Genomic DNA, 16,336 nt, shown 5'->3' with positions numbered 1-16,336 from the left:
CTCTCTTTCTCCTACTTTTTCTCAACATTAAGTTTTAGCAGAGCAACTGTATCGCCATCTCGGCGGGCGAAGAGCAACCATTGGTCCTCTGGCCCAAAAACCTGGCCCTCACATTTAAAGATTTCATTTAAAACCAGAGTCTTTGGTTCAAAGGAACCGCTCATTTCCTGCTGGCGCAACCAGTTAATTTCAATACCAGAAATTCGATTTTCCGGTGCCACCAATAAATGACTGTTGGTCAACCAACCTTCTCCTGCTGTTAATTTCTTAAGCATATGGGAGCCATCTTTACCCAAATAGGTTGAGCGCATCTCAGCCATTTGCTGACGAACTTTATATTGGGGTTCCCCATTAGGCTGGAAAGTTAGCACCCTTTCCTGAATGGCTTCTGTGCAAAAGGCCAGATAACCAGATTTACCCCAAACTGGGTTTTCCCCGGGACCCAGGATTTCTGCATCTCCACTTGCCACATTTACCAGCCAAAGATCATATATCTTAGCCCTGCCGGGACGTTGGACAACTAAAAATTTGCCATTTGGTGACCAGGTAGGTGCATCCCCATTGGTAATCTTTTTCTCTTGACCATCGCTGGACCGAACCCAAATCTCAGTTGGTTCCCCAAGCTTATTGACAACATAGGCTAAGTTTTGGCCATCCGGGGAATAGACCAGGTTTGAGTAATGAATATCCTTTTGCTGATCATCGGCCTTTGTTTCATTTAATGCTATACTGTCCTGGGACGCCATTGTTCTTTGGCCCAGGGTTTGAGGTTCCGAATTAGCCCTATTTATTTTGCCTGAGGCTGTTAACTCCTCCGCTGCAATCTGTTTGATTTCTTCACTGCCCTGATGACTCAGGACAAAGGATACCTGATTTCCATTGGGTGACCAGGCAGGTGATCGGAAGGTTGCTCCTGCCGGAGGCTCCAGAGAGGCCAGTTGGGTCCCAGTATTAGAAAGAAGAACCAAACCGCCGCCCCTTACCACGACTATTTTAGAGCCATCGGGACTAATGGCAGGTTGCAGTGGGACATCTTCCGTCCAAAAACGGGTGAGTTCCTGGGGAGTCCCGACCACTGCCAGATGATCCTGTCCCTTAGCAAATTGACCATACCCTAGGAAAAAAACAACCATTATAACTGCTAATGCGCCTACTATTACCGGTAACCTGGGACGCCAACGATACATCAAATGGTTTTTAGCTTTGCTGACTTCTGGCAGCGAGTTGCCCGCCGGGCCCTGGTTCATTAGTTCCCTTTGTCTTTCCAGGAGTTTTTTCCGAAGTTCAACCTGTAGCCGACGGTTAACCGGCACAGCTTGCCTTACTTGTCTCATATGGATTAACAATTGAGATATTTCGTTTGCGTCTTCTTTCGCCTTTAAAAAGTTATCAATGGGAAGAACTTTATTTTCCAGGTTATCATATCTTTCCTCTGTCATCTGGCATTCCCCCCTTCACAGACATACCTTTGCCTTAACTGTTTGAGAGCCCTGTGATGCAGCATCCTAACGGCTGATTCGGATTTCCCAAGGACTTCGGCTATTTGTGCAAATCTGAGTTCCGCAGCATAACGCAATGCCACAACATCACGATAATCAGGGGCCAACTCAATCAGTAGTTTACGAAGCCGGATAATTTCTTCCCCCTGCAGTACCGCCTGTTCAGGCCCATCATCTGACCCCACAGCGGATTCTAGAAAACCATCGTTGGTTACATATTCTCGTCGACCTCGTATGTAATCCACATAAACATTGTGGGCAATACGAAATAACCATGCAGAAAAAGGTCCTTCAGCCCGGTACTTGCTAAAATTTTCTAACGCCTTCATAAAAACCGTAGTTGTTAAATCATCCGCATCCCAAGTAGTATCAACTCGGTATCGTAGATATCTGTTTACTTGTTCAAAATAACGATCATACAGCTCTTCAAAAGGTAAGTCGCCATCTGGATGGCGATTTTGCGTTGCCGGAGTCATGCTTCTACCTCATTTCAAACCACATTTTGAGTACTCACTTTTAAAGACGTCATCCCTGCGCATTATGTAACGAAAAATAATAAACAAAAAGTCCGCCTCATCTATTGGGGCGGACTTTTTAGCTTTTAGTTTTTGGTCTTTAGCCTTTAGCTTATAACGTTTACCTTTGACAACTGGCTAATGGCTGACAATTAAACTACTCCATTACCAAATGAGGCTTATTGGGAATACAATGTAGGGCTTTAACCCAACGAACTGTCTTGGTGTGGGCCCTCATGACGAGGGAGTGGGTCTCTGCACGGTCATTGCCGACAAAGCGAACCCCACGCAGCAGTTCCCCATCGGTAACACCAGTGGCAGCAAAGATTGCATCTTCACCCCGTACCATGTCATCCATTAAAAGAATCTGTTTGGGGTTCTTTAGGCCCATTTTTACACAACGGTCATACTCTTCCTGATTATCAGGTACCAAACGTCCTTGCATTTCACCACCCAAGGCTTTAATGGCAGCGGCTGAGATAACCCCTTCTGGTGCACCACCGGTGCCGATATAAATATCAATACCTGTATCTTCAAAGCAGGTGGCTATGGCTGCTCCTACGTCACCGTCACTAAATAATCTTACCCTGGCACCCGTACGGCGAACAGCTTCGATGATTTGGGCATGTCTTTCTCTTTCCAGAATCATAACCGTACAATCTTGAATCCTCTTCCGATTAGCCCGGGCCACAATTTCCAAGGTCCTGGGTATTGGATCATCAATATGAATCAGACCCGCGGCCTTAGGGCCTACGGCAATCTTTTCCATATACATATCTGGTGCATGAAGCAGGTTTCCTCTGTCTGAAATTGCCACAACCGCCAAAGCATTGTTTAATCCCTTGGCCACAATATTGGTTCCCTCAAGGGGATCAACTGCCACATCCACTTCCGGACCATGCCCGCTGCCAACCTTTTCGCCAATATACAGCATGGGTGCTTCGTCCAGTTCACCTTCGCCTATTACAACGGTACCTTCTATATTAACTGAGTCAAACATTGCCCGCATGGCACTGGTGGCCGCCTGATCTGCCTCATTCTTTTTACCCCTCCCCATCCAACGGGCAGAGGCCAAAGCTGCCACTTCTGTTACCCTCACAATTTCCAGAGCAAGTTCTCTATCCAAACCAAAGACCTCCTTAAAAATAAACACTTACCTGCTACTATTATAGCACTCTGATTAGCTGTTGGATGACTTTTTTTCTCCTTGACACAATTACCCATATTTTTTAAACTTAATATACAAAATTAATATAAACTTAATAGGAATTTAATTTTTGTATGGTACAATAAATCAAGAAAAGAAAGGAGGAATTAATTCTATGTCTGAAAAGGAAAAAGCAATAAAGGCCTTGACCCAGATGATTGAGCAAAACGAAGCTCGATTTCAAAAACAAATTGAATTAAGGGATTGGTTTACTCGGTTAAACCAGGATTTGTACAAAGCAATCCAAACCTTACAACAGGCTTAAGAGGCCTTTTTTTATTGCCTTTTTAGACATAGATGTTTAGAATAAAAGAGTGGTCATCAGCCGTCAGCCTAAAGATGGCTGTAGTAAAGGGCCACTTCATTTTGGCCATGAGCCGTCTATTAAAGTGAGGTTTAAATTATGGACAAACACGAGGCCCGTCGGAAACGGGACTTTTTTCTTTTTATTTTGGCTGGTGCTTTTCTTGGTCTTTATTCGGGGCTGTATGACCCATCATTTAATAACTATTTAAATGATGTTTTTCATATTGGTGAAGTAGCCAGGGGGGGACTGGAGTTTCCCAGGGAATTACCTGGTTTCCTTGTTGTTTTTACTACAGGACTTCTAATCTTTCTCCCAGATGTGCGCATCGCCCTGGTAGCCAACCTTATTTTGGCAGCGGGGTTATTGGGCCTTGGGTTTGTTTCACCCAGTTTTAGCTGGGCCGTGCTCTGGATGATCATTTGGAGTGTTGGGGCCCACCTGTACATGCCGGTGGAATCAAGTATTGGTGTGTCCCTGGCCAAACCAGGTGAAGAGGGAAAAGCCCTAGGGAAGTTGGGAGCCATTAAAACCGCTGCATCCCTAATTGGGTTTTTAGTGGTTTATCTGGGTATACGTTATTTTGCCCTTAGTTATACTGCCATCTTTGCACTGGCTGGCTTCAGTGTAATTGCTGCCTCTGTTTGCCTGCTTCTGATGGAGCCTCGCAAAAGCAGCATCAAAAGGGAGAAACTGGTTTTTAAGAGAAAATATTTTTTGTTTTACTTTTTAAACATCCTTTATGGAGCCAGGAAGCAAGTCTTTTTAACCTTTGCTCCCTGGGTACTAATCAAAATATTTCAGCAACCGGTAACAACCTTTGCTATGCTTGGCCTTGTTGGTACCGTGGCGGGCATTCCTTTTAGGGCACTTCTGGGAAAGGCCATCGACACCTTTGGTGAAAGGTTTATAATTGCTTCAGAATCCGTTCTATTGATCGTGTTGTGTATTGGTTATGGGTTTGCTGTACATCTTGGGTTGGGTCATTATGCTATCTGGTTAGTATTCTTTTGTTATATAGGTGACCAACTTCTCATGGCCTGCAACATGGCCCGGGCCACCTATCTAAACAAAATCGTTGACACCCCCGCGGACTTAACACCCACTTTGTCCATGGGGTTATCCATAGACCACTTGGTTTCCATGACCATCCCTTTTTTTGGCGGTATACTGTGGATGAAGTTCGGCTACGAGTATGTTTTCCTTGCTGCAGCGGCCATTGCATTATTAAATCTTGTAACGGCCTTTCGGATTTCCACCGTTAAAGAATCTCCAACGAAGGCTTCCTTAAACAACTAACTACCGATCGCCTACTTGACTACAGTCGGCCTTAGGTCTTGGGCCATGACCCAAGGCCCTTTAGGTAAAGACTGACTGCTATTTCATTCCTAATAGCAGCTTAAAATCCGTTGGTATCGGACAAGTGATTTTAGTTGGATTTCCTTTTACAGGATGGATAAATGCCAGGTATGCGCAATGCAAGGCCTGGCGTTTTATTTTTGTGGTATCCCCGCCATAAAGGTAATCTCCCAGCAAGGGGTAACCTAAATGGGCTAGGTGTATCCTTACCTGGTGTGTTCGTCCGGTCTCCAGTTCTACCCAAACTAGACTTTCTTTATTGAGATAGCGAAGAACCCTGTAATGGCTAACGGCGTACTTTCCGCCGGGGGAAACAATTCTTTTTATAAAACTGCCCTCAGCCAGATCAATCGGTGCATCAATAACCCCTTGCCTGGGATCTACTTCCCCAGCCACTAAAGCCAGGTAACGACGAACAAATTTTCCTTGCTTCATCTGAAGTTGCAATTGTTGCGAAACATAGGAATTCTTGGCTACGAGAACAATCCCGGATGTGTCCCGATCCAAACGATGAACCGGTCTAAACAGGTCTGTGATACCCTGTTGCTGCCAGTGGTAGATCACTCCATTGGCTAGGGTTCCCATGGGTTCCGTGGTTAAGGGATGGACCAGCATACCGGGTGGTTTGTTGAGCGCTAACAAATGAGTATCTTCAAAAAGAATATCTAATTCAATTTTCTCCGGTAGTACTTTCGTTTCTTTTTGTCTCAAGCGCAGCTCTAGTAGCTGACCCGGCTTTACCGCAACATTGGTCTTTACGGGTAGGTTGTCTAATAAAATATCACCATTGCTCTTGGCAGAACGCAGCAGGGTACGGGAAATCCCCATTGATTGCCTTAATACCCTTTCTACGGTCCAACCCGCCATAAAATCCGGTATAACGAAAGGAATCGCTTTATCCATAATACCCTCCCTACTAAGGTTATATTGTTAAAATTGCCAAAATGCAAATAGTGTTATATTTAAGATTACATAAATATGATGTACAAAGAGCAACCCCTTGGGCATAAAAAACACATTTTTCCTCCGCCACAATAGCAGGATTTATTGGCCCCAAAGTCAAATATTTATTTTTTAAGTCAGAAAATTTAATAAGGGGGGACCGCCATGCTAGCCAATAATCTGGCCGAAAAAAGGGAATTGATCGTCTGGTTTCTGCGTACCAATCGGTTAAAAAAGCCTGAAGCAGCCCGAATTCTTGAATTTGTCAAGGATAATAAGAGTCTCCTGTCTAGAATTGAGTTTTCTAATAGGCTATCCAACAAAAAAGATGTTCTGCTAGTTTCTGCGGTATATACCAATACCTTCCCCTTGGACTTCCGTCTTAATAATATCACCTATGGTTCCGTTGATGAGGTTATTTATCAGTTAAAAAATAATCCTCCCGCCAGGCTTTTTATGTGGTTATCCTTTGCAACTCCACCTAACTGTAACCTTTGCTTCCAAAGTCATAAGAAGCAAGTTAAAGCATTACCCAGCCCCGCTTCCATTGCCCATAAAATGTTGGTTGAGGCAGTAAGAAATGTCAATCGAAAGGAAGCGAAAAGAAAAACGCTGTTATTAAAAATTGACCAATCCTTGGATCAAAAAAACGTACAGGAATTTAAACGTTTAACCGAGGAATTGCAGCGGTTAACGAGCGAATGAACTATTTACAAGGGGTGTCGCAACGAGGAGCGACACTCCTTTATTTTTTGTTCTGTTATTTCGACTGCAGGGGGCATATTCCTCGGCAACGGGTGCTGTATTCATTTTCCAAGGAATTTATTGTTGACTCTAACTCATACTAAAGTTAGTATTATAGGTAATTAGATAACTTTCTAAATATCTAAAGGTGGTTTATATGGCTGGTATTAATCGCACTTTTCAAGCTTTATCAGACCCTACCAGAAGGGAAATATTAAAAATGCTGCGCAAAAATGATCTCACTGCCGGGGAGATAGCAGAGCAGTTTAATATCTCAAAGCCCAGCATTTCTCATCATTTAAACATTCTAAAAAACGCCGATCTGGTATTGGATGAACGTAGGGGTCAGTTCATTTACTATTCTTTAAACACCTCGGTCTTAGAGGATGTCATGGGCTGGTTTGCAGATTTTATTAAAAAAGAGGGTGAAAGGTAATGGAAACAAAACGCAGCGTTAACTTTAGCTGGCTTACCATCATTATTCTGTTGGCCTATTGGGCGGTGTGTGCCTCTTTCTACCCAGCCTTACCGGAACAAGTGCCAACCCATTGGAACATTCGCGGGGAGGTGGATGGTTATTCCCATAAATCCGTGGCTGCGTTAATTATGCCGCTGCTTCCATTGGGTATCTACTTATTCATGACTTTTCTGCCAAAAATCGATCCTAAAAAACAAAACTATCGTAAATTTGCACCTAGCTATGAGAAAATGCGATTGGCTACGGTTGGTGTCATAATGGTGGTATCTGCTCTACCGATTTTATCCGCACTGGGCTATCATCTTAATGTTGAGTTTATCATCAAAGGGGCAGTTTCATTATTGATCATCGTGATGGGTAATTATATGGGTAAAATAAAATATAACTATTTGGTCGGCTTTCGCCTCCCCTGGACCTTAGCAAATGAAGATGTTTGGAATCAGACACACCGCTTCGGTGGCAAGCTTATGGTAATCGGTGGTTGTGTATCTCTTCTTTCCGTTTTCTTGTCAGGAACCCTGGGTTTTGTCATATTTATGCTTGGTATCTTCTTGCCCATGGTCCTTACAATGGTCTATTCTTATCTAGCCTTTGCAAAATTTAGAAAGGAGCAGTAACCTCCAAGAGGTTACTGCTCCTTTTATTAGGATTCAAAATCAACTGCAACTGCCGATTCCCTAACTGTTTGTATGTATTTGCCTACTTCCACGTGGTCAGGATGTACCTGATAGGCATTTAAATCATCTAAGCTATCAAATTTTGCCACCAAAGCTAGATCATAGGATCTTTCGGATCGAATTACATCAATACCTACTTCCAGGTGACGTAACTCGGAAATTTTGCCTTTTAAGGCCAATAATTTTTCCTTAGCAACCTGGGCATTGGCAGGATCTTTAAATTTGAAACATACCACATGTGTGATCATGCATGAACACTCCTTTGTTAATTAGACATGAACTAATCATACTATTATTTTCTGCTAAAAAAGGCTCCCCTATCCTTAATTACTCTTTACTCACAACGAAACGTAGTACTTTTTACTAGGCCTACCCACCGTGCCGTAGTCTAAATCCACCGAAACTTTATTGGACTCGGCTAAAAATTCCAGGTAACGCCAAACGGTTATTTTTGACATAGACAGACTATCAGCTATTTCTTGGCAAGTCAATGGCTTTTTTTCCTTCAGCAAAAAATTGACAATATGGTTAAGGGTCAGCAAATGCACCCCTTTGGGCAAGTTCTTTTCCTGTTTTTCAGAAACACCTGGGTTATTGTTAAATAAATCAAGCTCTGCCTGACTGAGCTCATCTTTTTTATCCATGATCGTCCTTAACTTGAGGAAATTCTTTAAAGCTATCTCCAAACGTTCAAGGTTAAATGGCTTAATAATATAGTCAATTGCACCATACCTGAGCGTTTTATAAATGGTTTCCGTGTCCTTTGCCGCCGTTATGAGTATTACGTCACAGGGGATTTCCTTTTGTCTTAAGAACTGTAAAAGACTAAGCCCGTTTCCCTTGGTTAGATAGACATCCAGTAAAACTAAATCAGGTTTTGTTTCTCCAATTTTTGCTAGCCCTTCTTGCTCGTTTGAGGCTAAGCCAACAACTTTAAAGGGTTTCACCTTTTCCACCATTCTTTTGTTTATATCCGCTACCATCGGATCATCTTCTACAATAAATACTTTGATGGGTTTTTGAGACATTGTTTTTCCCCCAATTTAGTTAACTACATTTGGTATAACCACAGTAAAAATGGTTCCTTTTTCACTGCTTTGAAAATCCACTGTTCCTTGAGCCAGGTTAACTCTATGATATACGTTATTTAGTCCAAACCCGTTCCCAGTTTCTTTCGTAGTGAATCCCTGTTCAAAAATCCTGTCTGCAATGCTTTTATCAATTCCCAATCCTGCATCTTCAACCCTAATGGTTATACTTTCCTTATCCTGAAAGATAAGGACTTCTGCACACCTTCTATTTACTGATAAATTTGCAACTGCCTGAAAAGCGTTTTCAATTAAATTGCCCAATACCACGGCAAAGGAGTTTTCACCAAAATGCTGGGGGAGAAAGTGCAGCACACTTCCCTCATTTACCACCATGTCTATATTCATTTCATGGGCTTCACTGGTCTTACCAAGTAAAATTCCTGCAGCGGCAGGGTTATGAATACTATTTAGGATAAAACTGATTTTCGATTGTTCCTGATTAGTCAAGTTGAGTATATACCGCTGGGCCTCCTCGTAAAATTCCAACTGTATTAATCCCGATACCACATGCATGTTATTCATAAACTCATGGGTCTTTGCCCTTAATGTATTGACAATTTTCTTTACACCAGTTAATTCCTCGGCTAATTGATTTAGCTCTGTAAGATCACGGAAGGTTGCTATGGCGCCGATTACTTTATTCTTAAATATCAACGGAATACGGTTGGTTAAAACTACCGTTTTGTCAAACATCATCGCTTGGTCGTATTCAGCAGTTCTATTTTTCATAATTAAAGGTAATCTTGAATCTGGTATCAACTCATATATGGAATTACCGCTTACTTCTGTGTCAATATTCAATAGTCGCTTGGCTTCATGATTTATTACGGTTACTTTTTCATTCCTGTCGATAGCTATAATACCTTCTTTAACGGACTGCAGCATTGTCTCTCTTTCCATTAATAAGGATGCTATGACCCGGGGTTCCAGGCCAAACATTGAGCGTTTTATACTTTCGGATAAAGCATATGATAATATCACCATCAGCAAAAAAACAATTGGTATCACGATATAAAATATACTAAAGACTTTTTCCATAGTCGTTTGGATGTCCGGCTGATAAAAGGCCACTCCCACTGCTCCTATTTGGTGATCATTAAAATCATACACCGGGACAAAGGCTCTAATTGAAGGTCCCGATACCCCCTCTGCCTGGGATGTATAAACCTTCCCTGCCAATACCTCTGCCTCATCATTACCAGTTATATGTTTCCCCAAAAGTCTTGGATCTGAGTGTGATAAGCGCAGGCCATTCATATTCAAATAAACAATCGAGGAGGCTTTCGTAGTGCTCCGGTAGATGTCAGCAATGGGCTGTAATTTATAATATTCCCTTTCTAAATATGCTTCCCTCGCTTGAAAATTAGCCGCAGCCAATTGAGCAATGTCCATAGCCTGGGCTGCAATTTGTTCTTCGACTGTTTTATGAAGCGATAAATAAAAAATAGACACGGCCACAAGCAGGGTAATAACTCCACCTATTAAAGTGAAAATAAATATTTTTATCTTTAAGGACATTTTTCTCCAAAATTTCACGAACAACTTCCTTTTTAAAGAAAAATTTTATGTAAATTAAGCATACCTAGTTTTTTTCAGCTAGACAAGCTTTTAATTTATGAAATTAATGAAAGAAATTATACTTTAATTAATCTTCTTAAAGAAAAAGAAATAATATAGGCAATTTTCTTTAAAATGGTGAATCCCTTTGTCATAAAAGATCAAGTAAACAACTTGTTCAATAAAACATTAGGGAGGGAGCAAAACATGACCGTAATTAACAAGGATTTATGCACAGGTTGTGGTATTTGCCAAAAATACTGTACGGTTGATGCCATTCACTTTGTGTCCGATGAGAAAAAATGCACTATTGATCAAAACAGGTGTACAGAATGTTATGTTTGTTTGCGCCAGAAAGTTTGTCCAAAGGGTGCAATTAGTCCCATTGAGTTGGATAACTTCTATCAGCAATTTCAACATGTAATCAGTGACCCGGTAGAAACACACGGGGTAACCGGTGTATCTGGACGTGGTACCGAGGAAGTTAAAACGAATGATGTCTCCGGCCGTGTCATCAAGGGTGAAGTTGGTGTTGCCATTGATATGGGAAGGCCTGGAATGGGGGTTTTCCTTAGAGACGCAGAAAAAGTAGCCATGGCTGTTGCCGCTGCCGGGGCTGAACTTGCACCTCAAGAGCATACTCCTTTAGCAGCTTTAATGCCAGATCTAAAGACCGGCAAATTAGAAGAAGAATGCCTGAATTATCATTTGTTATCAGTCATTGTTGAAGCCAAATGCAAAGAACAAGACTTAAAGCAAGTACTTCAAGCATTACAAAAGGTTGAAAAAGAAATAGATACTGTATTTTCCCTAGGACTAATTATACGAACTGATGAAGACGGACAGGCTCCCGCTCTTAATTGCCTGGAAGAACTCGGCATTCCTTACCCCTACCGGGGAAAAGTGAATGTAGGATTGGGTAAACCTTTATCTCTGGACTAATAAGGAGGAAATAAAAATATGACACACTCACTACACCGTTCTGGTCCCATCGAATCACAGAAAAACGACTTTTGCTGGTTTATGTATCAAACAAAAGGAAAAAACGATGTAAACATTAAACCCAAAGCTTTGGAATTTATCGCAGCCGCAGAAGCTGTCGGTTCCGAAAACTGGGGTGACGTCAAAACAGGTCCAAAAACCCAATACCCCATTGAAACAATTAAAGATCGTATTACGGATAAATCCCGTATTCGGGGTGTTTTCACCAAAAGAGATCAGGTCGTTGACTTCTTAAAACAGATTAAAGCAAAGGATTTAGGTATGTCGGTGGTTATCACGGGTGTTCTCTCAGAGGTATTACCAGCTTGCAAAGAATCCGGTGTAACACCACACTCAATCAACTATTCCCTGGGTGTCTGGGGTAAAAAGGATAATTTACCCGATGACACAACCTTGTCCATCACTACCATGTGCGGTCATCATATGATTCCTCCTAAATACGTTCAGCACATGATTGATCAAGTTAGAAAAGGGCGATTAACAGAGGAACAAGCAGCTACCAAGTTAGCAAACTTCTGTTATTGTGGGATATTTAACCAAGTACGCTGTGCCAATATTATTGAAGAAACAGCTAAAAAGGATAATGAGTAGCATTGTTTTAAATTAATTAAACAATTAGCTTGTGAATGTGAATATTTACATCTTTGGGATGAACCTAGGTAACTTTTGATAGGTAGTTCCCTCAATAAACTTGGAGGTGAAAGTTGTGAAAAGATTGAATAAGGTTTTTGCTCTTATGATTTCTGCTTCATTATTTGCTGCAACTTTAGTGGGCTGCTCTTCTGGCTCTAAGGAAACAGCTGGCAACGGCAGTGCTGGTTACCCGGAAAAAGCCATTGAGTTTGTTGTTCCCTTTAGTGCCGGTGGCGGTAGTGACATTATGAGTCGAACCATGGTAAAAATTATTAACGACAACGGCTGGGCCACTCAACCTATCAATGTCATTAACAAGCCCGGTGCAAGCGGTTCAGTAGGTTATAGCTATGTAGCTGAAAAGAAAGAAAACCCCTACTACATAGCTACAGTAAGTTCTAACTTCTATACTGCACCTCTTTTGGGCAACTCCCCAGTTTCCTACCAGCAGTTTGAACCTGTTTGCGGTCTGGCAATGGATACCTTGGCACTCTATGTTAAAGCAGACTCTGAGATTAAAGATGTAAAACAAATTGTTGAGATGTCCAAAGCTAACCCTGTCAGCCTTTCCATCGGTGGAACTGGCGGTACCTCTGATGATGCCCTGCTATATCACATGATGCAAAAACAAGGCGATATTAAGCTTAAATATGTGCCCTTTGATAGCGGCGGAGCTGCCATGACAGCATTGCTTGGCGGCCACGTAGATATGGTATGGTCAAACCCTGGTGAAGCCTTAAATCAGGTAGAAGCAGGAAAAGCCAAGGCCATTGCAGTTGCCAGTGCAGAAAGAATTCCTGGTCTTGAAAGTGTACCTACCTTAATAGAACAAGGAATGGATGCTGAACTATCTAACTTCAGAGGCATCGTAATGCCCAAGGGTTCGTCACCAGAAGCCATTAAGTACATGGAAGACTTGTTTAAAAAGGTACACGAAAGTGAAGCCTGGCAAAAGGATTATGTAGAAAAGAACTCTGTAACCCCTGTGTTTTTAAATCGCGAAGAATTTGGCAAGAAAATTATTGAAGTAAGTGACAACTACCTCGAGGTATTCAACGAAACAGGAGCAACTAAAAAATAAAAAAAGGGAGAGATTATCTCTCCCTTTTTAAATAAGCAAGGGCAGGTGAACACTATGCAAAAAATCGATCGTATTTCTGGTACTCTCTTGATAGCCTTTGCAGGCTATCTTACAAGTTCATCTATTCCGATGGGGTTATGGAAAGATGATGCTCCCGGGCCAGGCTTCCTTCCGTTATTGGTTGGCATCCTATTGGCAGTTTCAGCTTTAATTATGATCTTAGGTACCTTTAAAGATAAGGCTAGTGGGAAAAAAGGAGTTCTTAGTAAAGAGGGCTTTATCATACTTTCAAAAGTTACGGGGGCTACCATAATAACCTGTCTTTTAACCAACATCCTGGGTATGATTGTATCCATTGGTCTGCTGGCGGGTTTTCTACTGTTATTGTTTTCTGAACAGAGAAAACTTAAGACTACCATCGGGATGGTAATTACGCTACCGGTAGTTTTATATCTTATCTTTCAAGTGGGGTTGGATGTTGCATTTCCTGTTGGGATTTTCGGTTTTTGAAAAGGAGGGATATAATTTATGGAAGTCCTATCTAATTTGATTTATGGTTTTTCCGTGGCTATAACCCCAATAAATCTACTTTATTGTATAGTCGGTGTAGTTACAGGTACCATTATTGGGGCCCTTCCTGGACTAGGCCCTTCGGCTGGCTTAGCTGTTTTGTTACCTTTAACCTTTGGGGCTGATCCCGTGGCAGGAATTATTATGTTGGCAGGAATTTATTACGGTGCCATGTATGGTGGTTCCATTACTTCGATTTTGATCAATACGCCAGGTGACTCAGCGGCTGTTATGACAACAATGGATGGTTATCCGTTGGCCCAGCAAGGCCGGGCAGGAGCCGCTATGGGAATGGCTGCTTTCAGTTCCTTCATCGGTGGGTCGGCTAGTGTTATCGCTTTTATGTTCTTAGCCCCGGTTTTAGCGAAAGCTGCTTTAAGTTTTGGCCCCCCTGAATACTTTGCCTTGATGGTGTTAGGTTTAACTACACTGGCTGGCATGACGGGCAACTCTCCTGTTAAAGGTTTTATCAGTGCATTGTTGGGCTTGTTTTTTGCCATTGTTGGTTTAGATCTAGTGACCGGCTTACCCCGCTATACCTATGGTCAACTGGAGTTATTTAGTGGGATTGATTTCATTCCGGTTGCTATGGGTGTCTTTGGTATTGCTGAAATTTTGGTTACCGCAGAGAAAAAAGTAGACTTTCAGGCACTAAAAAGTGTTGATTTAAGCTGGCGCAAGTTGTTCCCCACCCTAAAGGATTGGGCTTTATCTAAATGGGCCATTATCAGGGGAACTGTGGTTGGTTTTCTCATTGGCATGCTTCCTGGTGCCGGGGCAACCATTGCCTCCTTTATTTCCTACGGCATGGCGAAAAAGTCATCCAAACATCCAGAAAAGTTTGGACAAGGTGCAATTGAGGGTGTTGCGGCACCCGAGACAGCAAATAATGCCGCTTCAGTGGGTGCCTTTGTACCTCTTCTAACCCTGGGTGTACCTGGTTCTGCCAGTACAGCCATTTTAATGGGTGCACTAATGATGTTTGATCTCAGACCAGGCCCTCTGCTTTTTGAACGGAACCCTGACTTTGTTTGGGGACTTATTGCTAGTATGTATGTAGGCAATTTGGTTCTTCTAGCCATGATTATGATCTTCATCCCCGTTTTTGTTCGCATACTACAGGTACCTAGGGCCTCTTTGAACGCTGTCGTTATGGCTTTTATTCTTGTAGGTGCCTATAGTTTAAATAACAGCATGTTTGATGTTTATCTTACCCTGGGTTTCGGTGTTCTCGGTTACTTTATGAAAAAACTTAACTATCCCGGGGCTCCCATGGTACTTGCCTTGGTTTTAGGTGCTTTGCTTGAAAATTCATTAAGACAATCCTTAATTCTTTCAGAGGGCAGCATAGGTATATTCTTCGCAAGACCAATTTCAGCTATTATAATGGTTATTGCTATAGGAGCCATTGTATTTCCAATGATTAAGAATTTAGTAAAACGAAATAAAGCAAGTGCAGCGTAGCAAAATAGAATTGTGATTATAATATTAAGAAAAAGGGGTTAACAAACCCCTTTTTCTTAATTAAGTATCTTTTAAAAAGAAGGTTTTTATATGGTATTTATGACAACTCTTCTTATTTCATTATTGGGTGGATTTTTATTTCAATTAATTAGTATACCCCTACCTTGGATGTTAGGACCTCTAATGGCAATCATAATCTGGAGGTTAATATTTGGACAAAAAGTTTGCTGGCCTGTTGGTCTTCGTAATGCAGGCCTTGTGATTCTTGGGTATATGATGGGTGCTTCTTTTACCATTAAAACCGCAGGGCAGATTTTGGAACAACTTCCCTTTATGATGTTTGCTACTTTGAGTACCGTACTTTTTAGCATTCTTATTGCCTATATCACATCCAATGGTACAGGTATTAGTTTATCCAGCAGTATATTAGGAAGTATCCCGGGTGGACTTTCGCAAATGGTCGTTCTAGGGGAAGAGGTTGACGGGGCGGATGTAACAACCATAACGTTTATGCAAACAATTCGTTTATTATCAGTGGTATTTCTAGTTCCATTCTTTGTAATGCATGGATTTAGTAATAATTCAAGCTTGACGACTCAAAGTCTAGAAATACAAAGCAATGGTTTTGTTGCCTATACGATGGAGTCTATTATTCTTTTCTTTGTAGTAACTATTTTTTCTGTTTGGATTACACTGCACTTAAAATTCCCAACCCCTTTTCTTCTAGGACCGATCCTAGGGGTATCCTTGCTTGTACTTAGCGGTCTGGAGGCACCAAAAATCCCCCCTGCCATCATTACACTTGCCCAGATTTGTATTGGGACATATATAGGATTAAACATCAAAGTTACTAGTTTTAAAAATTGGAAACGTATTTTGCCCTATACCTTTGGAGGGTGCTTAGCCCTTGTTGGCTTTTCCTTTTTGGTTGGCTTCATACTTACATTCGTTCATGACCAAAAAATGGTTAATGCCTTTCTGAGCACCGCCCCAGGCGGCATGGCAGAAATGGGAATTACCGCGCTCCTAGTAAACGCAGATCTTTCTTTAATAACTGCTTATCAAATGTTTCGGTTTTTCTTTATTATGTTCCTTGTCCCTCCACTAATAAAATGGTGGTTTAGTAGGAAATGTTCTTGAACATTACCCTAAAGGGGGAATGTCAATTAAATAGAACCAATGTATAAATGAAGTGTCGCTTGCCTACTAACAA

General features: G+C 41.7%; 18 protein-coding genes. 11 read left to right on the top strand and 7 right to left on the bottom strand.

The features are described 5' to 3' along the window. Nucleotides 1-11 precede the first annotated feature (11 nt). The 3 genes from V6C11_RS12020 to glpX all read right to left on the bottom strand — a co-directional run bounded on the left by V6C11_RS12020 (nt 12) and on the right by glpX (nt 3,140). On the bottom strand, nt 12-1,439 hold the full coding sequence (locus tag V6C11_RS12020) for a peptidase S9 (protein ID WP_333531412.1): 1,428 nt from the start codon (nt 1,437-1,439) through the stop codon (nt 12-14). Then, on the bottom strand, nt 1,436-1,975 hold the full coding sequence (locus V6C11_RS12015; protein WP_333531411.1) for an RNA polymerase sigma factor: 540 nt from the start codon (nt 1,973-1,975) through the stop codon (nt 1,436-1,438). The genes V6C11_RS12020 and V6C11_RS12015 overlap by 4 nt, the downstream gene beginning before the upstream one ends. Before the next feature lie 196 nt (nt 1,976-2,171). Continuing rightward, the gene (gene glpX, locus V6C11_RS12010; protein WP_333531410.1) at nt 2,172-3,140 is read right to left on the bottom strand and encodes a class II fructose-bisphosphatase; all 969 of its coding nucleotides are present in this window, start codon (nt 3,138-3,140) and stop codon (nt 2,172-2,174) included. A 196-nt stretch (nt 3,141-3,336) separates the two neighbouring features. Here glpX and V6C11_RS12005 point away from each other — a divergent pair, with 196 nt between their 5' ends. Both V6C11_RS12005 and V6C11_RS12000 read left to right on the top strand, forming a co-directional pair. Further along, nucleotides 3,337-3,486 carry a peptidase gene (locus V6C11_RS12005; protein WP_333531409.1) on the top strand — a complete coding sequence of 50 codons (150 nt, stop codon included), beginning with the start codon at nt 3,337-3,339 and terminating at the stop codon, nt 3,484-3,486. A gap of 138 nt (nt 3,487-3,624) precedes the next feature. Further along, entirely contained in the window at nt 3,625-4,824 is a 1,200-nt protein-coding gene (locus tag V6C11_RS12000) for an MFS transporter (protein WP_333531408.1), read from the top strand. 78 nt (nt 4,825-4,902) lie between these two features. Here V6C11_RS12000 and V6C11_RS11995 read toward each other — a convergent pair whose 3' ends face one another. After that, nucleotides 4,903-5,787: an RluA family pseudouridine synthase gene (locus V6C11_RS11995; RefSeq protein WP_333531407.1), complete on the bottom strand. Its 885-nt coding sequence runs from the start codon at nt 5,785-5,787 to the stop codon at nt 4,903-4,905. A 204-nt stretch (nt 5,788-5,991) separates the two neighbouring features. On the opposite strand from V6C11_RS11995, the gene V6C11_RS11990 reads away from it, so the two are divergent. The 3 genes from V6C11_RS11990 to V6C11_RS11980 all read left to right on the top strand — a co-directional run bounded on the left by V6C11_RS11990 (nt 5,992) and on the right by V6C11_RS11980 (nt 7,665). Continuing rightward, the gene (locus tag V6C11_RS11990; protein ID WP_333531406.1) at nt 5,992-6,531 is read left to right on the top strand and encodes a YpiB family protein; all 540 of its coding nucleotides are present in this window, start codon (nt 5,992-5,994) and stop codon (nt 6,529-6,531) included. Between the two features lie 196 nt (nt 6,532-6,727). Beyond that, nucleotides 6,728-7,006 (top strand): autorepressor SdpR family transcription factor, encoded by a 279-nt coding sequence (locus V6C11_RS11985; protein ID WP_333531405.1) that lies wholly within the window; start codon nt 6,728-6,730, stop codon nt 7,004-7,006. Next, nucleotides 7,006-7,665 carry an SdpI family protein gene (locus tag V6C11_RS11980; RefSeq protein ID WP_333531404.1) on the top strand — a complete coding sequence of 220 codons (660 nt, stop codon included), beginning with the start codon at nt 7,006-7,008 and terminating at the stop codon, nt 7,663-7,665. Before V6C11_RS11985 ends, V6C11_RS11980 begins: the two co-directional genes overlap by 1 nt. Before the next feature lie 26 nt (nt 7,666-7,691). On the opposite strand, the gene V6C11_RS11975 is transcribed toward V6C11_RS11980, so the two are convergent. The 3 genes from V6C11_RS11975 to V6C11_RS11965 all read right to left on the bottom strand — a co-directional run bounded on the left by V6C11_RS11975 (nt 7,692) and on the right by V6C11_RS11965 (nt 10,352). Next, nucleotides 7,692-7,973 (bottom strand): Dabb family protein, encoded by a 282-nt coding sequence (locus V6C11_RS11975; protein WP_333531403.1) that lies wholly within the window; start codon nt 7,971-7,973, stop codon nt 7,692-7,694. Between the two features lie 90 nt (nt 7,974-8,063). Next, the gene (locus V6C11_RS11970) at nt 8,064-8,753 is read right to left on the bottom strand and encodes a response regulator (RefSeq protein WP_333531402.1); all 690 of its coding nucleotides are present in this window, start codon (nt 8,751-8,753) and stop codon (nt 8,064-8,066) included. Between the two features lie 15 nt (nt 8,754-8,768). Then, on the bottom strand, nt 8,769-10,352 hold the full coding sequence (locus tag V6C11_RS11965; RefSeq protein WP_333531401.1) for a sensor histidine kinase: 1,584 nt from the start codon (nt 10,350-10,352) through the stop codon (nt 8,769-8,771). Between the two features lie 228 nt (nt 10,353-10,580). Here V6C11_RS11965 and V6C11_RS11960 point away from each other — a divergent pair, with 228 nt between their 5' ends. The 6 genes from V6C11_RS11960 to V6C11_RS11935 all read left to right on the top strand — a co-directional run bounded on the left by V6C11_RS11960 (nt 10,581) and on the right by V6C11_RS11935 (nt 16,263). Further along, nucleotides 10,581-11,315 carry an indolepyruvate ferredoxin oxidoreductase subunit alpha gene (locus tag V6C11_RS11960; protein WP_333531400.1) on the top strand — a complete coding sequence of 245 codons (735 nt, stop codon included), beginning with the start codon at nt 10,581-10,583 and terminating at the stop codon, nt 11,313-11,315. Between the two features lie 18 nt (nt 11,316-11,333). Further along, nucleotides 11,334-11,966, top strand: a complete 633-nt coding sequence (locus V6C11_RS11955) for a hypothetical protein (RefSeq protein ID WP_333531399.1) — start codon at nt 11,334-11,336, stop codon at nt 11,964-11,966. A gap of 115 nt (nt 11,967-12,081) precedes the next feature. Continuing rightward, nucleotides 12,082-13,089 (top strand): tripartite tricarboxylate transporter substrate binding protein, encoded by a 1,008-nt coding sequence (locus V6C11_RS11950; RefSeq protein WP_333531398.1) that lies wholly within the window; start codon nt 12,082-12,084, stop codon nt 13,087-13,089. A gap of 54 nt (nt 13,090-13,143) precedes the next feature. Beyond that, entirely contained in the window at nt 13,144-13,599 is a 456-nt protein-coding gene (locus V6C11_RS11945) for a tripartite tricarboxylate transporter TctB family protein (RefSeq protein ID WP_333531397.1), read from the top strand. 18 nt (nt 13,600-13,617) lie between these two features. Beyond that, entirely contained in the window at nt 13,618-15,123 is a 1,506-nt protein-coding gene (locus tag V6C11_RS11940) for a tripartite tricarboxylate transporter permease (RefSeq protein WP_333531396.1), read from the top strand. A 90-nt stretch (nt 15,124-15,213) separates the two neighbouring features. Next, complete coding sequence (locus V6C11_RS11935; RefSeq protein WP_333531395.1) at nt 15,214-16,263, top strand: AbrB family transcriptional regulator; 1,050 nt, start codon at nt 15,214-15,216, stop codon at nt 16,261-16,263. Nucleotides 16,264-16,336: the final 73 nt, after the last annotated feature.

The sequence above is a fragment of the Desulfotomaculum sp. 1211_IL3151 genome, assembly GCF_036763075.1.
In the GTDB taxonomy this organism is placed as follows: Bacteria; Bacillota; Desulfotomaculia; order Desulfotomaculales; family Desulfotomaculaceae; genus Desulfotomaculum.
Note: the sequence above shows the minus strand (reverse complement) of the source record. Positions and strands in the feature narration are given on the sequence as shown.